Annotated in this window: 27 protein-coding genes; 24 read left to right on the top strand and 3 right to left on the bottom strand. The window is 40.7% G+C overall.

Annotated features, from left to right (window positions below):
* Window positions 1-80: 80 nt before the first annotated feature.
* Together UFO1_RS20560 and UFO1_RS20555 are read left to right on the top strand one after the other, a co-directional pair.
* The gene (locus UFO1_RS20560; protein WP_038673880.1) at window positions 81-752 is read left to right on the top strand and encodes a response regulator transcription factor; all 672 of its coding nucleotides are present in this window, start codon (window positions 81-83) and stop codon (window positions 750-752) included.
* Window positions 753-822: 70 nt separating this feature from the next.
* Window positions 823-1,302, top strand: a complete 480-nt coding sequence (locus UFO1_RS20555; RefSeq protein ID WP_038673879.1) for a hypothetical protein — start codon at window positions 823-825, stop codon at window positions 1,300-1,302.
* A 121-nt stretch (window positions 1,303-1,423) separates the two neighbouring features.
* On the opposite strand, the gene UFO1_RS20550 is transcribed toward UFO1_RS20555, so the two are convergent.
* Window positions 1,424-1,981 carry a hypothetical protein gene (locus UFO1_RS20550; RefSeq protein ID WP_038673878.1) on the bottom strand — a complete coding sequence of 186 codons (558 nt, stop codon included), beginning with the start codon at window positions 1,979-1,981 and terminating at the stop codon, window positions 1,424-1,426.
* A gap of 285 nt (window positions 1,982-2,266) precedes the next feature.
* Here UFO1_RS20550 and UFO1_RS25500 point away from each other — a divergent pair, with 285 nt between their 5' ends.
* The 8 genes from UFO1_RS25500 (at window position 2,267) to UFO1_RS24610 (ending at window position 7,412) form a co-directional block, all read left to right on the top strand.
* Window positions 2,267-2,431, top strand: coding sequence for a hypothetical protein (locus UFO1_RS25500; protein ID WP_173406233.1), 165 nt, complete (start codon window positions 2,267-2,269; stop codon window positions 2,429-2,431).
* 148 nt (window positions 2,432-2,579) lie between these two features.
* Window positions 2,580-2,930, top strand: coding sequence for a demethoxyubiquinone hydroxylase family protein (locus UFO1_RS20545; protein WP_038673875.1), 351 nt, complete (start codon window positions 2,580-2,582; stop codon window positions 2,928-2,930).
* Between the two features lie 25 nt (window positions 2,931-2,955).
* Entirely contained in the window at window positions 2,956-3,792 is an 837-nt protein-coding gene (locus UFO1_RS20540) for a family 1 encapsulin nanocompartment shell protein (protein ID WP_038673873.1), read from the top strand.
* Window positions 3,793-3,982: 190 nt separating this feature from the next.
* A complete protein-coding gene (locus UFO1_RS20535) occupies window positions 3,983-5,884 on the top strand; it encodes an ATP-binding cassette domain-containing protein (protein WP_038673871.1) in 1,902 nt (633 codons plus the stop codon).
* A 225-nt stretch (window positions 5,885-6,109) separates the two neighbouring features.
* Window positions 6,110-6,694 (top strand): RNA polymerase sigma factor, encoded by a 585-nt coding sequence (locus UFO1_RS20530; RefSeq protein WP_038673870.1) that lies wholly within the window; start codon window positions 6,110-6,112, stop codon window positions 6,692-6,694.
* Between the two features lie 5 nt (window positions 6,695-6,699).
* Window positions 6,700-6,924 (top strand): DUF1659 domain-containing protein, encoded by a 225-nt coding sequence (locus UFO1_RS20525; RefSeq protein ID WP_038673868.1) that lies wholly within the window; start codon window positions 6,700-6,702, stop codon window positions 6,922-6,924.
* A gap of 41 nt (window positions 6,925-6,965) precedes the next feature.
* Window positions 6,966-7,178 carry a DUF2922 domain-containing protein gene (locus tag UFO1_RS20520; RefSeq protein WP_038673866.1) on the top strand — a complete coding sequence of 71 codons (213 nt, stop codon included), beginning with the start codon at window positions 6,966-6,968 and terminating at the stop codon, window positions 7,176-7,178.
* Between the two features lie 90 nt (window positions 7,179-7,268).
* Window positions 7,269-7,412, top strand: coding sequence for a YvrJ family protein (locus tag UFO1_RS24610; protein ID WP_071842039.1), 144 nt, complete (start codon window positions 7,269-7,271; stop codon window positions 7,410-7,412).
* Window positions 7,413-7,522: 110 nt separating this feature from the next.
* Here UFO1_RS24610 and UFO1_RS20515 read toward each other — a convergent pair whose 3' ends face one another.
* Window positions 7,523-7,768, bottom strand: coding sequence for a TIGR03905 family TSCPD domain-containing protein (locus UFO1_RS20515; protein WP_038673864.1), 246 nt, complete (start codon window positions 7,766-7,768; stop codon window positions 7,523-7,525).
* Between the two features lie 214 nt (window positions 7,769-7,982).
* Between UFO1_RS20515 and UFO1_RS20510 the strand changes: the two genes are divergently transcribed.
* Together UFO1_RS20510 and UFO1_RS20505 are read left to right on the top strand one after the other, a co-directional pair.
* Window positions 7,983-10,139 carry an ATP-dependent RecD-like DNA helicase gene (locus UFO1_RS20510; RefSeq protein WP_038673863.1) on the top strand — a complete coding sequence of 719 codons (2,157 nt, stop codon included), beginning with the start codon at window positions 7,983-7,985 and terminating at the stop codon, window positions 10,137-10,139.
* Window positions 10,140-10,354: 215 nt separating this feature from the next.
* Window positions 10,355-10,990 (top strand): ComF family protein, encoded by a 636-nt coding sequence (locus UFO1_RS20505; protein ID WP_236639267.1) that lies wholly within the window; start codon window positions 10,355-10,357, stop codon window positions 10,988-10,990.
* 2 nt (window positions 10,991-10,992) lie between these two features.
* Here the strand turns inward: UFO1_RS20505 and UFO1_RS20500 are convergent, their stop codons facing one another.
* Window positions 10,993-11,595 (bottom strand): HD-GYP domain-containing protein, encoded by a 603-nt coding sequence (locus UFO1_RS20500; RefSeq protein ID WP_038673859.1) that lies wholly within the window; start codon window positions 11,593-11,595, stop codon window positions 10,993-10,995.
* Between the two features lie 243 nt (window positions 11,596-11,838).
* Between UFO1_RS20500 and UFO1_RS20495 the strand changes: the two genes are divergently transcribed.
* From UFO1_RS20495 to fliD, 12 genes are all read left to right on the top strand, one after another.
* Entirely contained in the window at window positions 11,839-12,231 is a 393-nt protein-coding gene (locus UFO1_RS20495) for a flagellar protein (RefSeq protein WP_038673858.1), read from the top strand.
* A gap of 106 nt (window positions 12,232-12,337) precedes the next feature.
* Window positions 12,338-12,637 (top strand): flagellar biosynthesis anti-sigma factor FlgM, encoded by a 300-nt coding sequence (gene flgM / locus UFO1_RS20490; protein ID WP_038673856.1) that lies wholly within the window; start codon window positions 12,338-12,340, stop codon window positions 12,635-12,637.
* Window positions 12,638-12,649: 12 nt separating this feature from the next.
* Window positions 12,650-13,147, top strand: a complete 498-nt coding sequence (locus UFO1_RS20485; protein WP_038673854.1) for a flagellar protein FlgN — start codon at window positions 12,650-12,652, stop codon at window positions 13,145-13,147.
* 36 nt (window positions 13,148-13,183) lie between these two features.
* Window positions 13,184-13,672, top strand: coding sequence for a flagellar export chaperone FlgN (gene flgN / locus UFO1_RS20480; protein WP_236639265.1), 489 nt, complete (start codon window positions 13,184-13,186; stop codon window positions 13,670-13,672).
* Window positions 13,673-13,686: 14 nt separating this feature from the next.
* Entirely contained in the window at window positions 13,687-15,162 is a 1,476-nt protein-coding gene (gene flgK / locus UFO1_RS20475; RefSeq protein WP_038673852.1) for a flagellar hook-associated protein FlgK, read from the top strand.
* 26 nt (window positions 15,163-15,188) lie between these two features.
* Window positions 15,189-16,235 carry a flagellar hook-associated protein FlgL gene (gene flgL / locus UFO1_RS20470; protein ID WP_038673850.1) on the top strand — a complete coding sequence of 349 codons (1,047 nt, stop codon included), beginning with the start codon at window positions 15,189-15,191 and terminating at the stop codon, window positions 16,233-16,235.
* A 40-nt stretch (window positions 16,236-16,275) separates the two neighbouring features.
* Window positions 16,276-16,815: a DUF6470 family protein gene (locus UFO1_RS20465; protein ID WP_038673848.1), complete on the top strand. Its 540-nt coding sequence runs from the start codon at window positions 16,276-16,278 to the stop codon at window positions 16,813-16,815.
* A 14-nt stretch (window positions 16,816-16,829) separates the two neighbouring features.
* Complete coding sequence (fliW, locus tag UFO1_RS20460; protein ID WP_038673846.1) at window positions 16,830-17,237, top strand: flagellar assembly protein FliW; 408 nt, start codon at window positions 16,830-16,832, stop codon at window positions 17,235-17,237.
* Between the two features lie 4 nt (window positions 17,238-17,241).
* The gene (gene csrA, locus UFO1_RS20455) at window positions 17,242-17,493 is read left to right on the top strand and encodes a carbon storage regulator CsrA (RefSeq protein WP_038673844.1); all 252 of its coding nucleotides are present in this window, start codon (window positions 17,242-17,244) and stop codon (window positions 17,491-17,493) included.
* Window positions 17,494-17,700: 207 nt separating this feature from the next.
* Window positions 17,701-18,522: a flagellin gene (locus UFO1_RS20450; protein ID WP_038673842.1), complete on the top strand. Its 822-nt coding sequence runs from the start codon at window positions 17,701-17,703 to the stop codon at window positions 18,520-18,522.
* 68 nt (window positions 18,523-18,590) lie between these two features.
* Window positions 18,591-18,911: a flagellar protein FlaG gene (locus UFO1_RS20445; RefSeq protein ID WP_038673840.1), complete on the top strand. Its 321-nt coding sequence runs from the start codon at window positions 18,591-18,593 to the stop codon at window positions 18,909-18,911.
* Between the two features lie 14 nt (window positions 18,912-18,925).
* On the top strand, window positions 18,926-21,292 hold the full coding sequence (fliD, locus tag UFO1_RS20440; RefSeq protein ID WP_038673838.1) for a flagellar filament capping protein FliD: 2,367 nt from the start codon (window positions 18,926-18,928) through the stop codon (window positions 21,290-21,292).
* Window positions 21,293-21,324: the final 32 nt, after the last annotated feature.

Here is a 21,324-nt window from a genome sequence, read left to right as displayed (position 1 = left end):
TTCTACGTAAAAATCCTGTTAGAATTAACAGGATTTTTGCATTTTTTGTAGAATTTTATACAAAGAAGGTGGTGGTGGTTATGACAATAAGCATTATGATTGCAGATGATCATGCCCTATTACGGCAAGGAATTCGCAATATTCTGGAATTGGAACCGGATTTTCAGGTAATTGGTGAAGCTAGTGATGGGGAAGAAGCAATCGCGAAAACCATTACCCTAGCACCGGATATTCTTTTGCTCGATATAAATATGCCAAAGGTGAATGGTCTTGAAGTGATTAAAAGAATCACAGAAGAGCAGAAGAACAGTAAGATTATTGTATTGACCATGCATGATGACGAAAGTTATGTACTAGAAGTAGTACGAACTGGCGCGGCGGGTTATCTACTAAAAGATATTGAACCAGGTATGTTAGTGACGGCGATTCGTAAGGTATATGGTGGTGAGTCTTATATCTATCCTACCTTGGCTAAGAGTTTATTCTCTGAAATCAACCGTTGTCAGGAAAAGAAGCCCGAGGCCTTGACGAATATGAAGCATCGCAGGGAAGAGGGGCTTACATATCGTGAACTGGAAGTACTGCAATTAGTTTGTAAGGGCTTAAGCAACTTAGATATTGCCAAAAATATGTTTTTGAGTGAAAAGACCATTAAAAATCATTTGACGAGTATCTTTCGCAAAATTGCTGTAAATGATCGTACTCAGGCAGTACTTTATGCGATAAAAAATAAGATTGTTACCCTGGAATAATTATCTTTTCTCACATTTTTATTATATTTGCATATCATATCCTATCCCATGATGAAGGGGGTAGGATATTTTGTTTTTTTCTTATACGATGAGTGTAATTTTGTTATCACTGGCCATGTACGGTATTTGGTATTTTATTCGGGATCTTTGGAAATGGTGGCTTGCCCCGCGTTTCGTATCTGTGCCAAGTTGTAGTTTTTTGGTCGTGGTAAAAGATTTAGATTATAGAGTGGAAGGCTTGCTGCGGTATTTGGCTCATGAAATAGAACGGGCCGAGGTTGATTGTGATATTGTAGTAGTAGATGTAAGTTTGGATGATTTGACATCAGTAATTTTAGAGCGATTAGCTGAAGAACTCCCAGATCTTAGTATAATGTCATTTCCTACTGGTATACGTCCTGTGGGCGAGGCCATTGCTTTGTGCCGTGGTGCCGTGGTTCATGTAATGGATTTAGCCAACCGAATGAGTACAGAGGATTTTATGGTGGCAGTTTGTGGTCTCCTTCGCCAAGATTACCAAGAGGTCATGGTCAAGCGGGTTGCCAGATAATGGGATTCGGAATACGAACCGCAGAGGCGCAGAGGACGCAGAGAGAGGTTCGATTTTATTACCACAATTACCCCTCAGTGCGCTCTGCGTCCTCTGCGGTTAAAAACTCCTTCGTGTGCTTTCATTCTTTCTTATGTTTCAGCACCAAAATATCATAGATAATCTCCACCAACTTTTGTGCGATAGGCATAAGGTCAGGGTGGGAATCAGGGGATTGTACGGTGTGAGAGATTGCCAGTCTAGCAGATTGTAAATGTTTATTAACTGTATCTGAGGTCCAAAAAACAGGAATGTCCGTACCACCGGTAAGACTGACAATGGCTTGGTAAGCAATAAGACTATTTTCGGCTACGCCAGTTACGGCATGGTAATTGACGTAGCCTGTACTCGTATCTCCAGTAATGCGAGGAATTCTAGTTTTAACCGGACAGAGGACAAGTCCAGGGGCCAAGGGGAGCGGCTGTAGAACTCGTCGTCCTGTTGCGCGAGTTGTATGCTCTCTTAGCGCGATCAGATCTTTCGAGCGACTGTGAGCCAAGCGGCGCAGGATTGTTCGAATTTGTGTCTTAGTAGACATTTCTTGTCCGTCTGTGGTAATGATAGTAGTAGTATCACCAGCGCTGGTATAGCGGGGAAGGATGGCGGCAATCTGATTGTAATTTGGTATTTTTTCTAACATAAAAAGCTCCTTTAAATCGAACATGTGTTCGATGTTTTTGTTTTTATAATAACAAAAATTGGATGAAATGACAAGAAAATTAATAAAGAAGACTTGATTCAGATGGAATTTTAACTCCATCTGAATCTTAGTCGCACTTATCCAGGGACTTAGCCACTCTTAACTCCCACTTAAAAAAGATGGGAGTTTTAGAGCGGTTTAGTCATCGGATAAAGGGATTTTTTGTATAGTAAGTCTTATTCTGTCGCATACTGAATAGCAATGAGGAAATAAGGAGGGAAAATCATGTTGAATGAACGGCTGGACAATGTAGAGGAAGGTTACAGATGTAACCGTTGTGGCGGTATGTTTTCTTCATATCATGATAATATAGTACGATGCCCATTTTGCTCTATGATCTGTGATGAAGTGAAATGCCGTGTCATAGAGACAAGTAATGAAGAATATTAATAAATAATAATAATAAATAATAGATTAGTTACAGGAAATTCATGGGTTGTGTCGAAAGAATAATAACAAACAAACCCTTAGCCTCAATTTTGCTTTTGGGAATTGTGGTTGAGGGTTCTATTGTTAATTCGAAAAGGGGTTGATATGTATGGCTTATGGTAAAACCGCAAGTGAAGGAACCAAGGATTCTGGATTAGAACAAGTATTGATCTGGTTACGCGAAGATCTCGTAGGAGAATTGGAAGCAATCAACCAATACCAGGCTCATATTGATAAGATTGATAATGAAGAAGTTAGAGAATTATTGGAACATATTCGGGATGACGAAAAAGAGCATGTCGCCGAGATTACTCATCTTTTAGCTCGCATTGACATGATTCAACGGGAGAAATTTGCCGAGGACCACACAATGGCTCCCGAACAACGTGTTGTAAATGAAGGCGCAAAAGAAGTGGATGAAAAAGTAGCAACAGTCGGCAATATGTTTGGACAAAAATAGGTTAAAAAGAGAGGAGAGATAAACTATGGATATTTTAGATCGCGATTCAGCACCGTTGACGGAGGCTGAATGGTCAAAAATTGATGAGGCTGTAGTAACTACGGCTCGTCGTATGTTAGTAGGTCGGAAAGTAATTGAAGTTCTTGGACCTATGGGGCCTGGAGTCTATACCATTCCTTATTCCGTTTTTAGTGGAACCTCTTCAACGGGCATTGATATGGTGGGAGAGCAGGATGATTTTATCGTAGCACCTAGTTCTCGTGCGACGACTAGTGTACCTATGCTTTATAAAGATTTTAAAATTATGTGGCGCGATGTGGAAGCCGACCGTCATATGGGATTACCACTTGATGTGAGCACTGCTGCAGTTGCTGCCAATTATGTAGCGGTTCAGGAAGACAATCTGATTTTTAATGGCAACAAAGAACTTGGTCAAGTCGGATTGATGAATGTTCAGGGTCGTAAGACTGTGAAAATCAGCAATTGGGATGAGCCAGGCAGTGCTTTGGCAGATGCAGTAAAAGCTGTGAGTGCATTAAGTGAAGCTGGACATTACGGTCCTTATGCTATGGTAGTGAGCCCTGTACTTTTCGGCCGTATGGTACGAGTGTATGGGAATACTGGTATGCTTGAACTAGACCAGGTGAAAGCTTTAATTAGTGGTGGGGTTTATTATTCCAACACAATTAGTGGTAATAAGGCTGTCGTATTAGCGACTGGTGGTCATAATGTAAACTTGGCAGTTGGTCAAGATATGACGACTTCTTACATGGGACCTACTAATATGAATCATGTGTTCAGAGTGCTAGAAACAACAGCTTTATTAGTACGCCGCCCAGATGCTATTTGTACAATTGAGTAGTAGGTAGAAAAGATTTTAACCGCAGAGGCGCAGAGGAAGCAGAGATGGTGGGGTAAATATGCCCCGCTCTGTGTTCTCTGTGCCTCTGCGGTTATTTTCTTCCGTCTTCGTCCCTTGCAGGTCCTACGGTTGCCGAGTATAATGTTATAAGAATAAGTACAGCCTTGCGGGGTTTGTTTGAGGTGGATACATGGGAACATTGCGGGTAGAAGGCTTGCATAAGGCTTTTGGTATTGAGATATTATTTACAGATGTAGCGTTTGAGTTGGGGCGGGGAGATACTTTTGGCCTCATTGGGGCGAATGGTACAGGCAAGACTACGCTGATGCGATGTTTGCTTGGCCTGGAGTCCATTGATGGCGGGCGGGTAGCGGTGCCCGTTGGTGAAACAATTGGTTATGTACAGCAGGATGCTAGTTTAAGCCAAGGGACACTCTATGAAGAATTGTGTTCAGCCTATGAGGATGTCTTAGCTTGTCAGACGAAAATGCATGAACTAGAGCAGGTCATTGCTGTAACCAAAGAGGAAACTGTTTTAGAAGGGCTGATGAAGGACTATGCTAAAGTAGTCGAAACCTTTGAACGAGGTGGGGGCTATGAATATGAAAATATGATTCGCCGAGTTGCCTTTGGTTTAGGTTTTACTAGCGAGGATTTTTCAAGGCGGATTGAAACCTTTTCTGGTGGGCAAAAGACACGAATTTGTTTGGCAAGGGCGCTAATTCGTCAACCAGATTTCTTGTTTTTGGATGAGCCGACAAATCATTTGGACATTGGAATGGTTGAGTGGTTGGAGGATTTTCTCGTAGGATATCCAGGGGGCATACTCATTATTTCTCATGACCGCTATTTTCTTGATAAAGTAGTTAATCGGGTCATTGAATTAGAAAATAAGGCACTAACGGCTTATAAAGGGAACTATACCTCTTATATGCAGCAGAAAGCGGAACGTATGGCAGCCTTAGAAAGTGCTTATGAAAAACAGCAAGACCATATTGCCAAAACACAAGCATATATTACGATGTATCGGGCGGGAATCAAGTCTAAGCAAGCCAGAGGGCGGGAAAAACAATTGCAGCGTTTGGAGCGCATTGTATTGCCTGCTGACATTGCCCGTTTTGATTTTTTTGGTTTCAATCCTCCTAGTGAATGTGCCGAACGAGTAGCGGAATTAGAAGAAGTAGCAGCGGCCTATGGAGAACGAAAAATTTTCGAAAAACTGTCTCTGCTCATTCGTAAGGGAGATGGAGTTGCTCTAGTAGGGCCTAATGGGGCAGGTAAAACTACTTTATTAAAATTATTGACTGGTGAACTGGCTCCTGCCAGTGGTAGAGTCAAACTCGGCAGCCGAGTCAAGGTAGGGTATTTTTCTCAGGAACATGAAGGTTTGAACGGGAAAAATCGGATAATCGATGAAATTATGATGGAATACGGCTTTAGTGAAGAACGGGCACGGCATTACCTGGGCGCTTTTCTATTTCGAGGGGATGAGGTATTTAAAATCGTTGGTGATTTAAGTGGCGGAGAAAAGTCTAGGCTTGCCATGCTGAAGCTCATGTTGACGGGAGCCAATTTCTTAATTTTGGATGAGCCGACCAATCATCTTGATATTCCAGCAAAAGAAGCAGTAGAGGAAGCCATTCTAAGCTTTCCTGGTACTTTCCTTACCGTATCTCATGATCGATATTTTCTTGATAAAGTAGCCAATTGTATGGTGGAATTGGCTGATGGTGCATTAACGGAATATGCGGGTAATTATAGTTACTATCGAGAGAAAAAGATGGCGAACCAAAAAGCAGCAGCTGCTTTGCAGACGCCAATTGTTAAAGTTGAAGCAAGTGCCAAGAAAACGGAGAAACCTAGGCAGCGTAAGGCAGATCCAGAAAAGAGTCTAAGGAATTTGCAAAAGCTAGAAGGCGAGATTGCGATGCTAGAACTAGAGATCAAGGCCCTTGAGCATCGCCTAAACGATCCTGCCAGTCATGGTGACCCAGAGGCGAGCAGCAAATTAGCCGAGGAATACAGCCAAGCCCAAACTGCCCTGGCAGAGAAATATGATGCTTGGGTAGAACTTACGGAAGGCGGAGAGTAAAACTAACCACAGAGGCGCAGAGAACACAGAGGGATTTATTAATCTCTGTGTTCTCTGCGCCTCTGTGGTTAAATAAACCGTACTACTTTCTTTCCTATATCTTTTTAGGCTGACTTGTGTGTCGAGAGACACATAGGTCGGCTTTTGTTTTGCCCAAATTAACCTGGTAGAGTGAAGCAAGCGCTAATTTAAGAGGAACCGGTTTCTCGCCTTAAGGTGAGAAAAATGGAATTATGTCAACTAGTTAAAACAGCCCAAGCTGGTGATGAGCATGCCTTTCAGGAAGTATGCAGTCGTTTCACAGGATTGGTGAAGAAGCATGCCAATAAGCCTCATTTGCGTCCTATCGTTGAGGAGGCAACATCACAAGGCTGGTTAGCCGTCGTGCAGGCGGTGAAGTCTTATGATGAAACATGTGGTGTTCATTTTGCTGGTTATGTGGATAGTAAAGTTAAATTTGCCATTTGGAATTTGTTTAAAAAAGAGCGTCGCCGTTGGCAAGAGGAAGTTCTTTTAGAAGGTGCAGCAGAGGAGGAGGAGCAAAATGCCTTTGCTCAGCTGCCGGATAAGGCCAATGTGGCTCAGGAGGTAGAATTAGAGTGGCTATCTCAGGAATTGATAACTGCTGTAGCAGCTTTGCCCGGCAAACAGCGGCAAGTAATATTGCAAACAGTTGTAGGGCACAGCACCTTAAAGGATGTAGCGGCGGAGCTCGGAATTACAATACAAGCTGTATTTAATTTACGGCAGCGTGGTGTAGCGCGTTTAAAAACCCTCTGCGCTGGAATGTATACCAGTGAAAGGGGGTGAGAGATATGGCAGTCGATAAAGTACCACAAACAAGCAAAATGGTTATCACAGTGGAAAATGGTTTGAATGCGAACGGAGAGGTAGTTCAGCGTCAGCGGAGTTACAAAAACGTAAAGGCTAGCGCAAGCGATGCGGATGTGTATGCCGTGGCTCAAGGAATTGCTGGGTTACAAACTCATGCGGTAGTAACCATTAGCCGACAAGATGATTGTTACTTGGTAAATGGCTAATATGCTGAAACTGAATTGAAGTAAGAAGGAGGTGATATAAGATGGCAAAAACCCTGGAGATGGTTTTCCGCAATACCAGCGGTAAGGAAGTGACTTTGAATGTTGCAGATCCCAAAGAAAATTTGACTTTAGCAGAAGTTAAGGTGATTATGCAAGACATTGTCGCTAAGAATATTTTTACTAGTAAAACGGGTGATTTCGCTCAGGTAGTGGAGGCCCGTATGACTAGCAAAGATACGGCAGTATTGGCCTAGCGTTAAGGTACCCCTCTCTAAGGAATTAAATTTCTAATTCCCCTCTAGAGAGGGGGGACCGCAGGCGGGGTGTGTAAAGGAGGCTAACTTATGGAGCAAATCCTCACATATGCAGCCAACTATGGATTTCCTGCGGTGATTAGCGTTTACCTTTTGGTACGCATCGAAGGGAAATTGGAGCAGTTGACTGGTAGTATTAACGATTTGGCTAAAATCATAGCGACAAAATTATAGGGCAAACTAAAACCCGAGAGTATCTATCATTTAGATATTCTCGGGTTTAGTATTATCTTCTCCATTCCCCTCTAGAGAGGGGGGCCACTGGCGGGGTGTGTCGTTCCCCCCTATTTTTTCATTTGTTCTAGTAAAGCAGTTGCTAACTGATCGGTGCAAGAGGTTGTTTTTTGTCCACAGGTGATACCTTTGAGTTTTTTTACCACTTCATCAGCTGGCATGCCTTCTAATAAGGAACTAATAGCCTGGAGGTTTCCAGGGCAGCCGCCATTAAATTTTACATTGCGGACAATTCCGTCCTGTAAGTCAAAATTTATTTCTTTGGCACAGATGCCCGATGTATTGTAAGTAGTCATTGATAAAACCCCTTTGTAAATAATTTTAAACCACAAGGCACATAATTAGTAAAAATCTCTGTGTCCTCTGTACCTCTATGGTTTACATTTCTTTTAAAGATACACCGAAATGCTCTGTCTGTCTAGTCATTATTGTTCTTATTTCATGCTACCAGCAGGATTTAAGCAGAAACCTGCGAATAAAAAAGATATATTATATTGAGTGGAGAACGCCGTGGAATATTTAGAAGGTACTGTAGAAAATATCATATTTCAAAATACTGACAATGGCTTTGTCGTTTTCAAACTAAAACCAGCGAATGAAAATGGGGCGGTAGCCGTTGTGGGTAGTATGCTGGTGCCCTTGGTTGGTGAACAATTAGAACTAACTGGGGAATGGGCGGAGCATGCCCGTTTTGGCCGCCAATTTAAAGCCACCAGTTACAAGAAAGTAGCACCTGCCAGTGTGAAGGGTATTGAACGCTTTTTGGCCTCGGGGGCCATTAAAGGCATTGGTCCTGCCATGGCGGCACGGTTAGTAAAGCAGTTTGGCCTTGATACCTTAAAAATTATTGAAGAGAAGCCGAAACGGTTGCAAGAAATAGAGGGAATTGGCAAGAAAAAAGCGGAGGCCATTCACGAAGCCTATGCCCAGCAATCTGAAATGCATGAGGTCATGCTATTTTTGGAAATGAACGGAGTAACAGGGGCCTACGCAGGTAAAATTTTTGCTCAATATGGATTTTTGGCGATTAGCGTATTACAGGAAAATCCCTACCGTTTAGCCCAAGAAGTACAAGGTATAGGCTTTCGTACTGCGGATCAGATTGCCATGTCGTTAGGGTTAGAGCGGGACCATGAGGAACGGATTGCAGCGGGGATTGACTTCGCTTTATTACAGATTTCCCAAGGCGGGCATTGTTGTGTACCGGAGGACATATTAGTGCAGGAGGCCGCCAAGCTATTATTGATTGAGCCTATCAATGTAGCTAGGCGTGTATCTCAGCTTATTCAAAATGATAGTTTATGTGTTGAAGATTTTCATGGTATGACTCTTGTGTATCCTCGTCACTTATATTATGCGGAAAAAAGAGTAGCGGAACGGTTATTGCGTTTGAAAGATAGGGCGAAAGAAGCACCTGATGAAGACTTGGTGGCGATTGTTGATCGCTGGGAAAAGCAGTCAGGGATCACCTTGGCTGAAGCCCAAAGGGAAGCGGTTCTATCTTCCTTACTTCATGGTGTATTGGTGTTAACGGGTGGGCCAGGCACTGGGAAAACCACAGTTGTCAGGGGCATGCTGGATGTACTAGAAGATCAAGGTTTTAAATTGCTCTTAGGGGCACCTACTGGGCGAGCGGCAAAGCGGCTAAATGAGGCTACGGACCGAGAAGCCATGACAGTACATCGCTTGCTAGAATCGACTGGCGGGACGGAAGGCGCACCTTTATTTATGCGCAATGAAAAGGACCCTTTAGATGCGGAAGTTGTCATCATTGATGAGGTTTCTATGATGGATATTTCTTTGATGAATCATTTTCTTCAAGCGATACCTGACGGTTGTCGAGTCATTTTAGTTGGTGACGTAGACCAGTTGCCAGCAGTTGGACCAGGGTCTGTACTCAAGGATATTATTCGCTCCACAACGGTGCCAGTCGTACGCTTAACGGAAGTTTTTCGCCAGGCAGGGGAAAGCATGATTGTTATGAATGCCCATCAGATTAACCGAGGGATGTTGCCTGATTTTAAAAGCAGTAATGATTTTCAGTTTAAAGAAATTAATGATAGCGATGCGGTAGCTCAGTCTATTGTAGAGCTATGTCGTGATGTGCTTCCTAAGGAAGGTTTTAATGTTTCCTATGATGTGCAAGTGTTGGCCCCTATGCACAGGCTAGTGTGTGGTGTAGAAAATTTGAACAAGCTGCTTCAGCAGGCTTTGAATCCTGAAAGTGATGGCAAAGCCTCTGTTTCTGGTGCCAATCAAGTCCTCCGAGAAGGGGATAAGATTATGCAGATGAAAAATAATTATACCAAAGGGGTATATAACGGGGATATTGGTTTTATTACAGGTATTCAAAATGGCAGGGTAGCCGTTCGTTATCCAGAGCAAGATGTGATTTATGAAAGAGGCGAGTTAGAGGAACTGCACCTTGCTTATGCCATGAGTGTACACAAGAGCCAAGGCAGTGAATACCCTGTGGTCATTATGCCACTCATTTCGGGACACCATGTCATGCTACAGAGGAATCTGTTATACACAGCCGTAACAAGGGCCAAAGAACGGGTCATCCTCCTAGGCAGCAAAGCTGCCCTCAACACCGCCCTAATGAACGATCGTACCAAACGCCGCTACTCCCTCCTCGCGGAACGCCTGCGTGGAGAAGAGTTGTAGCTAAAATAACGAACCACAAAGACACAATGCCACTGTCGTGGCACACAAAGGGGACTACAAAAATTATTTATAATACAATTTTTTGTGAAAAATCTTTGTGTCCTTTGTGTCTTTGTGGTTCAAATATTTTTTCTTCCCCCAATTTCATAGAATAATGTGGCAGTATTCATTAATAAGGAAGTGAGGTTGTGTTCAGCAACTACTGGAGTACCTTTATGGATATCATCTATCCACCCAAGTGCCCCTATTGTAAGACTCTAGTCCAGGAACATGGCGCCTGGTGTCAGCAATGTTTAGCAGGTATCCTGTCAGTACGAGACATTAATGTAATAGAACATCGTCTCAAGTATCTGACTGCCTGCAGGGCAGTGTGTGAATATACAGGGGGGCTGAAGCGAATCATTCATGACATGAAATTTCGCCAGCAAAAAAAGTATGTTATTCATCTTAAGTGGTTACTTATAAGCTGTAAGCTGACAGATTATCTTTCTCAAATTGACTATGTAGTGCCCGTGCCCTTACACGCTGATCGTCTAAAAGAACGAGGATATAATCAGACCGAGCTTATTTTTAAAGATTGGTCCAAAGAGCAGAACTTATTTTGGATGCCTGATTTATTAATTCGGGAAAAGCATACAATTCCCCAATGGGAACTGACTTCAACAGATAGAAAGCAAAACATAAAGGGCGCGTTTATCACAACGCGCCCTGATAGGATTGAAAATCAGAATATTTTGTTAGTTGATGACATCGTTACAACGGGAATTACCTTAGATGAATGCGCTAAGGTGATGAAAAAAGCGGGGGCGGCTTCTGTCTACGCCTTAACAATTGCAAGTGGAGCCAGATAATTCTACCCCAGAGATTCAATAAATGCCTTTACAATGTCAGGATCAAAGGCAGTGCCTGACATATTTTGGAGCTCTTTTACAGCCTCTTCCTTCGTTTTTTCCCAATGTTCTGTGCAAGGGTTGATAAAGCGGTCATAATAGTTTACAACGGAAATAATACGGGCACCAAGAGGGATATTAACCCCTTTTAAACGTTTGGGATAGCCTTTACCGTCCCAACGTTCGTGGTGGTAACGGATATAGGGAATATGTTCTTGGCATTGCGCAATATTCTCTAGCATGTAACTGCCTGCATTGCAATGATTTTTAAAGACGGTCATTTCGCGGGTGGAAAGATAGGGAACTTTTGCTAAGACGGCATTGGGAACTGTAAGATGCCCAATATCGTGCAGCAAAGCAGCCAAGCGAATACGTTCAATTTCCTCGCGAGGCAGACGCATCTTGGCAGCAACGCTAACGGCGTAGTTTGCTACCTGTTGGCTGTGTAAGTATAGATTTGAACTTTTCAGTTGAATGAGCTGCATTAGGTTGGCAATGACCTTGTCTATCGTTTCCGAATCTCCAGAATAAATTTCAGGGCCTTGCATAAGTGTTAACATAACCATGGCAAACTGCCTTTCCATATAAAATATATCAAACTATATTCTATGCTATGCTTTGCCAAAAAACAACAGAATCTTGCTAAAAAAATAAAAAAGGTATATTTTTAAAAAGAGTATGTCAAGATTTGATAGGAATTATTGCAAAGTATTGCTATAATGAAAACAGAAAATATATTTATTGAATCATTAAAAAACTCGTGAGATCCTACTGTCGCTATAGCTTGTTTAAAATAGGGGGAGATTTGTGTGGGTGTAAAAAATTGTCCAGAGTGTGGTAAATTATTCATGGAAAACCCTAGTGGTTTATGTCCAGCATGCTACAAACAAGAAGAGATATATGAGCATAAGATTGGTGAATATTTACGAGAGTTTGGCAAATCATCTGTTGAGGAAATACATAAGGCAACAGGTGTGAAGGAAAAAGTCATATTGCGTATGCTCAAAAGTGGACGCTTGTTTGCTGAGGGCCAAAACTTAGTCAATTACCCTTGCGATATGTGTGGTGCTCCTATTTACGAAGGTCGTTTATGTTCAAAATGTGGCAGTGATTTTACCAAACAAGTGAAAGAGGTTTGGAAAACAGATGAACGTTCAGTCGATTCCCAACGTGGTGTGAGGATGTATACGAAGGATAAGTAATAATTCTAAAAAAAATAAAAAATTCATGGCGGGGATTAATGTCCCGGCCATTTTTGTCGATACTATTAGTGAAGGATTTCTTTGTGTAGAGTGAGGTACGAATAAAATGATTATTTCAAACAAGCAAGTTCAAAGTGTAATGAAGGTATATGGTGAACAAAATAATGTGGGAAAAAGTGCAAAGACAGAAAAAGCACAATCTGCTAAAGGGCAAGATCAGGTGATATTATCATCAGGGGTCCAGGAATTTGGGCAGGTGCTGCAAAGAGCGGTTGCCATGTCTGATGTAAGGCCAGCGAAGGTAAGTGAATTATCCAAAAAGATTCAAGCTGGTACTTATCAGGTGGATGCCAAGGATGTAGCAGATAAAATGATTGGGCGTATGCTGGTAGATGACCTATTGTAAAGGAGAATATTGGTGAAAGAAAAGTGGGAAAAGCTGATTGCTGTTTTTGAGAAGCTACTTATGTTATATCAGGAAATATTAGGCTTGAGTGTTCAAAAACGAGATATATTAGTACAAAATAATGTAAAAGACTTAGAAAAAAACATGAAACAGGAAGAAAACTTGCTCTTTCAGGTGACTAAGTTTGATAGAATAAGAAAAAGTATGATTAAAGATCTTGCTGTTATGTACGGTCTTCCAGATAAGGAAGCTACCTTGTCTGGAATCAGTCAAGTGGCTGATCAAGACTTGGTGAGTAATTTAAATGATATAAAGAACGAACTTCAGAGTGTGATTCTTAAAATTGCTGAAGTGAATGATGTAAATAAAAAACTTGTTGAGCAAGGATTGCTGATTGTAAACTACAGTCTTAATTTACTGGCACAAAGTTCGGTGGGACCGACCTATCACCCGAATGAAAAAAACTCCTTTGTGTCCCCTAATAAAGCTATGTTTGATAGTAAAGTTTAAAATGTTTATACAACAAATAGAAAGGCTGACTGTTTTATGATGTTATCAGAAAAAAAATATCATTTGGTTGATGAATTATTAAATATTTTAGAAAACCTAGTTGCTATTTATCAGGATTTGAATGTGTTGAATAATGAGAAGCAAAGTGTTTTAGCAACAGATGATGTAAAAGGCTTACAGAAAATTGTGCAGCAGGAAAGAGAAATGACTTCTATGGTAGATGCTTTAGAAAAGCAACGGATTACATTGCAAAATGAAATTGATAGTTCTCATTCTTCAATCAATCAGCTGATTGCATTGCTGGATGAACCCAGAAAAAGTCGAGCCATATCTTTAGCTCAAGAATTAAGGGGATTGATGAAATCGTTGTGTTTACTGCAAGAGGCCAATTCTACTGTACTTTACAATTTGCTTAATTTAATAAAGCATAAAAGAAATGTTCTTTTTCAAGTAAGTACAGTACCTGATTATGGCGAAAACAATAGCTTTGTTAATAATAAAAGTATCTTTAATAAAATTATTTAGATAGGAGAATGAGAATGGGATCAACTTTTGGTGGTTTAAATATAATGACACTAGGAATGTCAGCGCAGCAGCTTTCCCAAAATACTACGGGGCATAATGTGTCAAATGCCAGTACTGCGGGATATTCAAGGCAAACAGTTAATCTAATCACAACCACACCGCAGCAGGTTTATACGGCGAATGGAATGTCGCTGGCCGGTACCGGGGTCACTACGGCGTCCATTACAAGAGCACGGGATTTTTTGGTAGATACCCAATATTGGAAACAAAACTCAACAAAAAATTATTGGAATACCCAATCGGATGTTATGGCAAAGGTTGAGAATGTTTTTAATGATACCACGAATACGGGGATTCAAAATTCGATTGAATTGTTTAGAACTGCCTTGGGGACACTTTCTAATAACGCTCATGAGACTAGTGCTCGTACTTCTGCTCGTGAAGCCGGTACGGCATTAGTGGATACTTTGCAGACAAGTGGCAACGAACTTATTACTGAGGCGAGTGACGCATCAAGCCGAATTACTACCCAGATTATTCAATTAAATAGTTATTCTACCCAAGTTGCAGCTTTAAATAAACAAATCATCAGTCAAGAAGCTACTGGCGCTACTGCAAATGATTTGCGTGATCAAAGAGATAAATTGATTGATCAAATGTCTGCGTTAACCCAGGTAAACGTATCAGAAGAAAAAAATGGTTCTTATACGGTGATGATTTCTGGAGGAATTGCTCTAGTGCAGGGAGATCATGCCACAGAGTTAACAGCGGAGCAGGGAAAAAACACTCCTTATGGTTATGATACGACTAAGATTACAGCAATGAATGGTACAATTAATGTTAGCTTTAAGAATGGTACAATAGCAAGTTTAGAGGATCTTAGAGATACGACGATTAATGGGTATTTGTCTGATTTAGATGCCATGGCCCAGTCATTGATGCAAGATTTTAATACACAGCATAAGCAAGGATTAACAGATAATTTGACGGCTGCGGGTAATTTCTTTGGTGTAACGGGAGTCGATTATACGAATACAGCTAATTACCCTACGAATCAGATTCCACCAGCAAGTTGGCTTAGTCAACTCAAAGTTAACCAAGATTTCTATGGCACAGATGGACTTAAGCTGATTGCTGCTGCAGGTGCCAATGCAACGGGAACTGCAGATGGAACAAATGCTACGGCTTTGGCCAACTGGTTAGTAAAAGCACCCACTACAACATCTGCATCATTAGGAAGTCTTAGTATATCAGATTACTACTCTTCCATCGTTAGTGCGGTAGGTGTACAGTCGCAGCAAGCTCAAAATATGACGACCAATCAAACGGTTATTTTCAATTCTGTAGAAACAACTCGGGAATCCGTATCTGGAATCAATATGGATGAAGAATTGTCCAATATGCTTAAATTTCAGCAAGCTTACGCGTCATGTGCTAAGGTGTTAACAACTATGGATTCTATGTTAGAGACTTTAATTAATATAAAATAAAGAGTTAGATATAAAGGAGAAAAATTATGCGCGTAACAAATAATATGCTAAGTAATCAGTTTTTGTCTGGTTACCAGACAACCCTATCACGTATGCAAGATGTACAAGAAAAAGTTTCTGCTTCAAAAAATATTAATAGACCTTCCGACAATCCAGTTGGGGCGGCGCGTAATCTTCATTATACAGCTGCGGACAGTGCGAATGCCTTGTTTACACAAAATGCTAACGATGCGATTTCCTGGATGAAAACCAGTGATTCCAATCTGTCAACTATTGTAACTACCGTGACGAATATAAAAACTGCCCTTTCAAGTGCCATTTCTGCAAATCCAACTAGCTCCTATGATGCAATTGCTAAACAAGTGGATCAGATGATTAAAACAGTGGTGCAAAGTGCTAATGCAAAGGTTGGCGATCGCTATGTTTTTGGCGGACAAAATGACGCTACCGAGCCCTTTAAAATCAACTATGATGCAAGTGGTAATATGACTGCCGTAACTTATAATGGTACTTCTAAACAACTAACAAATCCTACTTTGCCGTATAATGCTGCTACGAATCCGTATATTGCTAGTACTACTACTGATGGAACTTTAACGATGCAAGTTGTTCCAGGGGATATTAGTACATCACGGGACAAGATTAATCTAGATGGTCAAGAGGTTTTTGGGGAAATGATGACCGTAACATCACCCGTGGATGGAGCTACTTATAATAATGTTCCCAAAATATTTCAAGATTTAATAGCTATTAAGCAACATTTGGTGGATATTAAAACTGGGGCAAATGGAGTGACAGCAACCACTCTAACGAATGACATAGGAACCATTGATACAGATATGAATTACGTGATTTCTGCTCAAACAACAAATGGGGCAAAACAAAAATCATACCAGACAATAAAGGATCGCTTGGAATCAGATTCTCTTATCATTGCATCTGATGCTAAAGAGAATGACGGCTTTGATGTAGCTAAATCGAGTATTGAAATGCAACTAGCAGAGAATGCTTATAATACGTTATTATCAGTAGGGGCTAAAGTCTTGCCTAAATCCTTGGTTGATTATTTATAAGATATGTTTGTATTAGTAATGAGATAAAGGAGGGGGAATTTTGAAACCAGTAGAAATTCAAATTCACCAAGTGTCAGGTCAATTAGGGCTAAACATTACTCAGCCTAATATAAATTTAAAGATTACAGCACCAGATATTAAAATGAAAACAACACCTGCGAACTTAGATTTGAAAATTGAACCTCCTGAAATCATTGTTGATTTAAGAGGATCTTTTAATAGTATGGGTTTACAAGATACTTACTCCTTTGCTGATTCGGCTGCTCAAGAGGCAAAACAAGCTGCTTTACAAGCACTTGATCGGCGGACTCAATTGGGGGATCAAATGGCTGATCCCCATGGACCTTCCATTGGGCAAATTGTAGCACAAGCAAGTAAACGTCCTGAAAAAGAGGTAGCCATTGGTCTTTCTCCATCGGTGGGACCGAAGATTTCGGCAAACTTAGGAACCATAAAAGGAGTATACACTCCTGCTCGTATTGAAAGTAAGGTAAACGAAGGAACAATAACTAATAACTTTACTTGGGGCAAGGTGGATATATATATGGAACGTGAACCGTCAATTGACATTAAATCATAACTGGAGGGTGAAATATGGACAAGTCTGAACAACCGAAAAAAATACACTTTCCCAAAGGATTAATCGGCTTAGAAAATTATCGGAATTTTTCTCTTACCGAATTACCTGATCAGACTATGTTCTGGTTACTGCAAAGTTTAGAAGATGAGGATTTTGGATTGGTAGTTACCAATCCATTTTGGTTTATGCCCGACTATGAATTTCAACTAGACGATGTACAAGCAGAACAGGTAGGAGATAATTCGAATCTAGGAGTTTTTGTTACTGTAAACGTGGCATCCACTCCAGAAAAAATCACCGCAAACCTTATGGGGCCAATTGTAGTGAATCAAAATACCGGTATTGCATGCCAAGTGTTAGTTTCCAATAAAAACTATACACTACAATATAATTTGATGGCTGCAAATTTGGCTGGGGGTTAAGATAATGCTGATTTTAACCCGCAAAAAACATGAGACGCTACGGATTGGTGATGATATTCTGGTAACGATTGTCGATGTACAAGGGGATCAAGTACGTTTGGGGATTACAGCTCCTCGTGAGGTTTCAATATTAAGGCAAGAGCTATATGAGGCTGTTAAAGAATCGAATACCCAGTCTGCGCAAACAGTGCAGAATGTTGACGTATTGTCACTTCTAAAAAAAATGCCAGACAAAGGTGAAAAAAGTAAAAAATAGAGAAAAAAGCTGATAAATTGAAGTAATAAAAAGATAAAATGATAAAAATAACAAAAAAAAACGAATTTAGACAAAAATTATACTTAATATACTGGGAAAAGCCTACGATATATATAGTGACAGTAAAAATTACTGGATGACTCAGCTGGCCAGCAAGTCGTTAATGTAGGCAAGGATGCCACATTTAAATTCAAGGAGGAAATAATAATGAGTGTTGTAAATACTAATATTGCGTCTTTAAATGCATGGAAAAACCTTACTCTTAGCCAAAATAGCATGAACAGTTCCTTGGAAAAATTATCTTCAGGTAAAAAAATTAACAAGGCTGCTGATGATGCATCAGGTTTGGCTATCAGCGAAAAAATGACAAGCCAAATTAATGGTTTGGACCAAGCTACTCAAAATTCACAAAATGCTATCTCTATGATTCAGACTGCTGAGGGTGCATTAAACGAAACAACTGCTATTCTCCAACGTATGCGTACATTAGCAGTTGCATCAAGAAATGATACTAACACGAATAATGACCGTGGACAAACACAAAAAGAAATAACACAATTGATTTCTGAAGTTTCACGTATAGCTAACGATACTGAGTTTAATACTCAAAAATTGTTAAATGGTGCTGCTTCAACTGCTTCATTGGTTTTCCAAATTGGTGCTAATCAAAATCAAACACTTGCAGTGACTGTTGCTGATATGAGAGCAACTGCTTTGGCTATTAATGCTGTGACTCTTGCTACTGCTGGTGGGGCTTCTGGTGCAATCTCTGCACTTGATGCCGCTTTAAGTAAAGTTTCCAGTAATCGTGCTAATTTGGGTGCTGTTCAAAATCGTTTAACACACACTGTAAACAATTTGACAGTTGCATCTGAAAACCTTAGTGCAGCTCGTTCTAACCTTCAAGATACTGATATGGCAAAAGAAATGGCTAACTACAGCAAACAGCAAGTACTTATTCAATCCGGTACTGCAATGCTTGCACAAGCTAACCAATCCTCTCAATCAGTTCTTAAATTATTACAATAGTTTTATTAAAGCAAAAACCGGCCGGCGATATGCCGGCCGGTTTTTAATAATAAAGGAAGGGTTGCCTAGTGAAAATTGACAAGGTTAACTCAACTGGAACGATACAGAACACAGAGAATACAACAAAAGATCAAGAAATGAATGCAACACAAGTTTTAGATGTGATAGACTCGCACCAGTTGAAACAGGCCGTTGACAAGTTAAATAAGAAGGCTGAAGAAACGAATTATGACGTTCAGTTTGCTGTATATAAAGATACGAATCGAATTATAGTTCAAGTTGTGGATAAAACCACCAAAGAAGTTATTTCAACATTTCCCCCCAAGCAAATTCTTGAGATGGCTAGAATGGTGGATCAAGATTTTAAGATATTTGATAAAAAAATTTAGAAGAAGGTGAAAGTATGAGTCTTTCATTATCTACGACTACGTCTTCGTCCCTTGGCACAACTCACATGAACAATACGGTTGGAGGACTTGATGTCGATGCCTTGGTTAGTGCGACTATTCAATCAGCTAGTTTGCCTATGATAAGTCTTCAAAATAAGAATACAAAATTGCAAGCCCAGATGAATGATTACAACACGATCAAAACCGCTTTGGGTACGTTGCAATATGCGGCTACTGATTTGACTTACGCCAGTACCTTTTCCGCAATGAAGGCAACGTCGTCAGATGAAAAAATCGTTACTGCCAGTTCGCAGAACGGCGGTACCAGCGGTAGTTATGTTATTAATGTTGGAGCCACAGCTACGATTACAAGTAATACAAGTGCCATTCTTGGAAATGCTGCGCGTAAGGCAAATGTTGCCGGGACGCAAGTTTATGATTCGGGAACTCCTGTTACGGATGGTGTGTTAACGATTAATGGTATACCTATCGGTGTAACAGCGCTGGATTCGCTTACCACGATTGTAAATCATATTAATAGTTCTGCTGCAGGTGTCACCGCGTCAGTTGGGACAGACGGCAAAGTGTCAATCACGCAAAAAACGGCGGGACCAACTATTACGCTTACAGATACCAGTGGATTTTTAACGAATGCAGGTATATTGCAAGCGAATGTAACTGCCGGAAATGCTGATACCAGTGGTGGTATAAAGGCGTATGTAACAGGAACGGGAAATGCTGCAGATATACCTACTTATAATACTGCATTAAATGAAACGGGTACATTTTCCATTAATGGTAAAAGCATTGCTGTAACTAAAGATGATACTGTCAACACTATCGTGAATAAAATTACGGCTTCTGGTGCTGGTGTAACGGCTTCCGTGGGAACGGATGGCAAAGTTACTATCAAGCAGAATACAGCGGGATTAACTCCAACGATTCAGATAACGGATTCCTCCACTCTTTTAGGTCCTCTTGGTTTAACAGGGGCAACTGTAAATCCTGGGGTGAATTCCGATGAGACGCGTACCTTGGATGATCTCTTTGGAACGGCTGCGGGTGCAACTTCGGGATATTTTTCCATCAACGGGACCTTTTTCAATGTTGACTCGACGAAAGATACCATTGATTCCATCATCAACAAAATAAATACTTCAACAACAGTTGGTGTCTCGGCTTTCTATAATTCGAACACTGGTATGATATCTTTGACTTCTCAGACGGCTGGTGCCAAGGATATTAAGCTGGGGACAGGTGCCACAGACAGTTCAGATTTTTTGTCTAAAATAGGATTGGCACAAGGGAATCAAAAAACAGGTACTGAGGCTTCTGTGACGGTAAATGGCGTATCCGTAACTCCAGTGAATAACAAAGTAACATTTAATGGGAATACTTTTACCCTGACGGGTACGGGAACTGCGACTGTTTCGGTGCAGAGTGATGTTGACTCCATTGTAGCAAAAGTACAAACTTTTATTACTGCGTACAATGCTGCGATAGATGCTGTATACAACAAACTGAATGAAGGATCAGGTAAGGATCTCAACAGTTCGACAGATCCGTCAGTTGGGGATTTATTTGGCGATCCTACGTTGGCAACAATTAACAATAAGTTAAGGGGTATTGCGTCTACTGTTGTAACGAACCAAGTATCTAGTATGCAGCAACTTTCCCAGGTTGGTATTACCACTGGTGCACCCGGAGTATTTGACTCAGCTAAAGTTCAGAGTGGGCATTTGGAATTGGATACAACCAAACTCAAGAGTGCACTACAATCCGATATTCAATCTGTTACTTCACTCTTTGGTAATACGCTGACTTCTGTTACTAATGAAACTGTTACTCAATCGGGTGGAGTATATTCGCTTAAAAACGGCTCCATAACTGGAGATGTTACAATTAAGGTTGGTACTCAAACGTATACTCAGGTTTCTGGAACGCCGAAAGCTCATACTGCAGATCCGACTGACCTAACTAAGACAACAGGCTATGAATATTCTGTGGATTATACTACTGGAAAGATTACATTTGGTAGTGACCCTGCTAGTGATTTTCCTGGTGATACAATATCTGCCGACTACAAATATGATATTAGTTCAGGAAGTAATGCAGGGATTTTCGTGCAAATGCAGACGATGTTAAACGATAATACGAAATACGGTGGTCAGTTTGATGCAATAACGGGGTCTAATGGATCAATTACAAAAACGATGAAGTATAATAATGATCGGATTTCAGATTTAAAGACTCGCTTAGCAGCACAACAGGCTACTTTGTATACTAAATATCAAAATATGCAGACCCTTTTAGCGTCGATTCAATCTCAGGGATCTTATATGACGTCAATGCTTGCCAGCTTAAATAGTAGTAGTAAGTAGTGATGGTTAATTGGTGATTGTCATTATAATGG

It is taken from the genome of Pelosinus sp. UFO1, from assembly GCF_000725345.1.
Lineage (GTDB): Bacteria > Bacillota > Negativicutes > DSM-13327 > DSM-13327 > Pelosinus.
The sequence above is the reverse complement of the archived record's forward strand: the minus strand, read 5'-3'. Positions and strand labels throughout refer to the sequence as shown.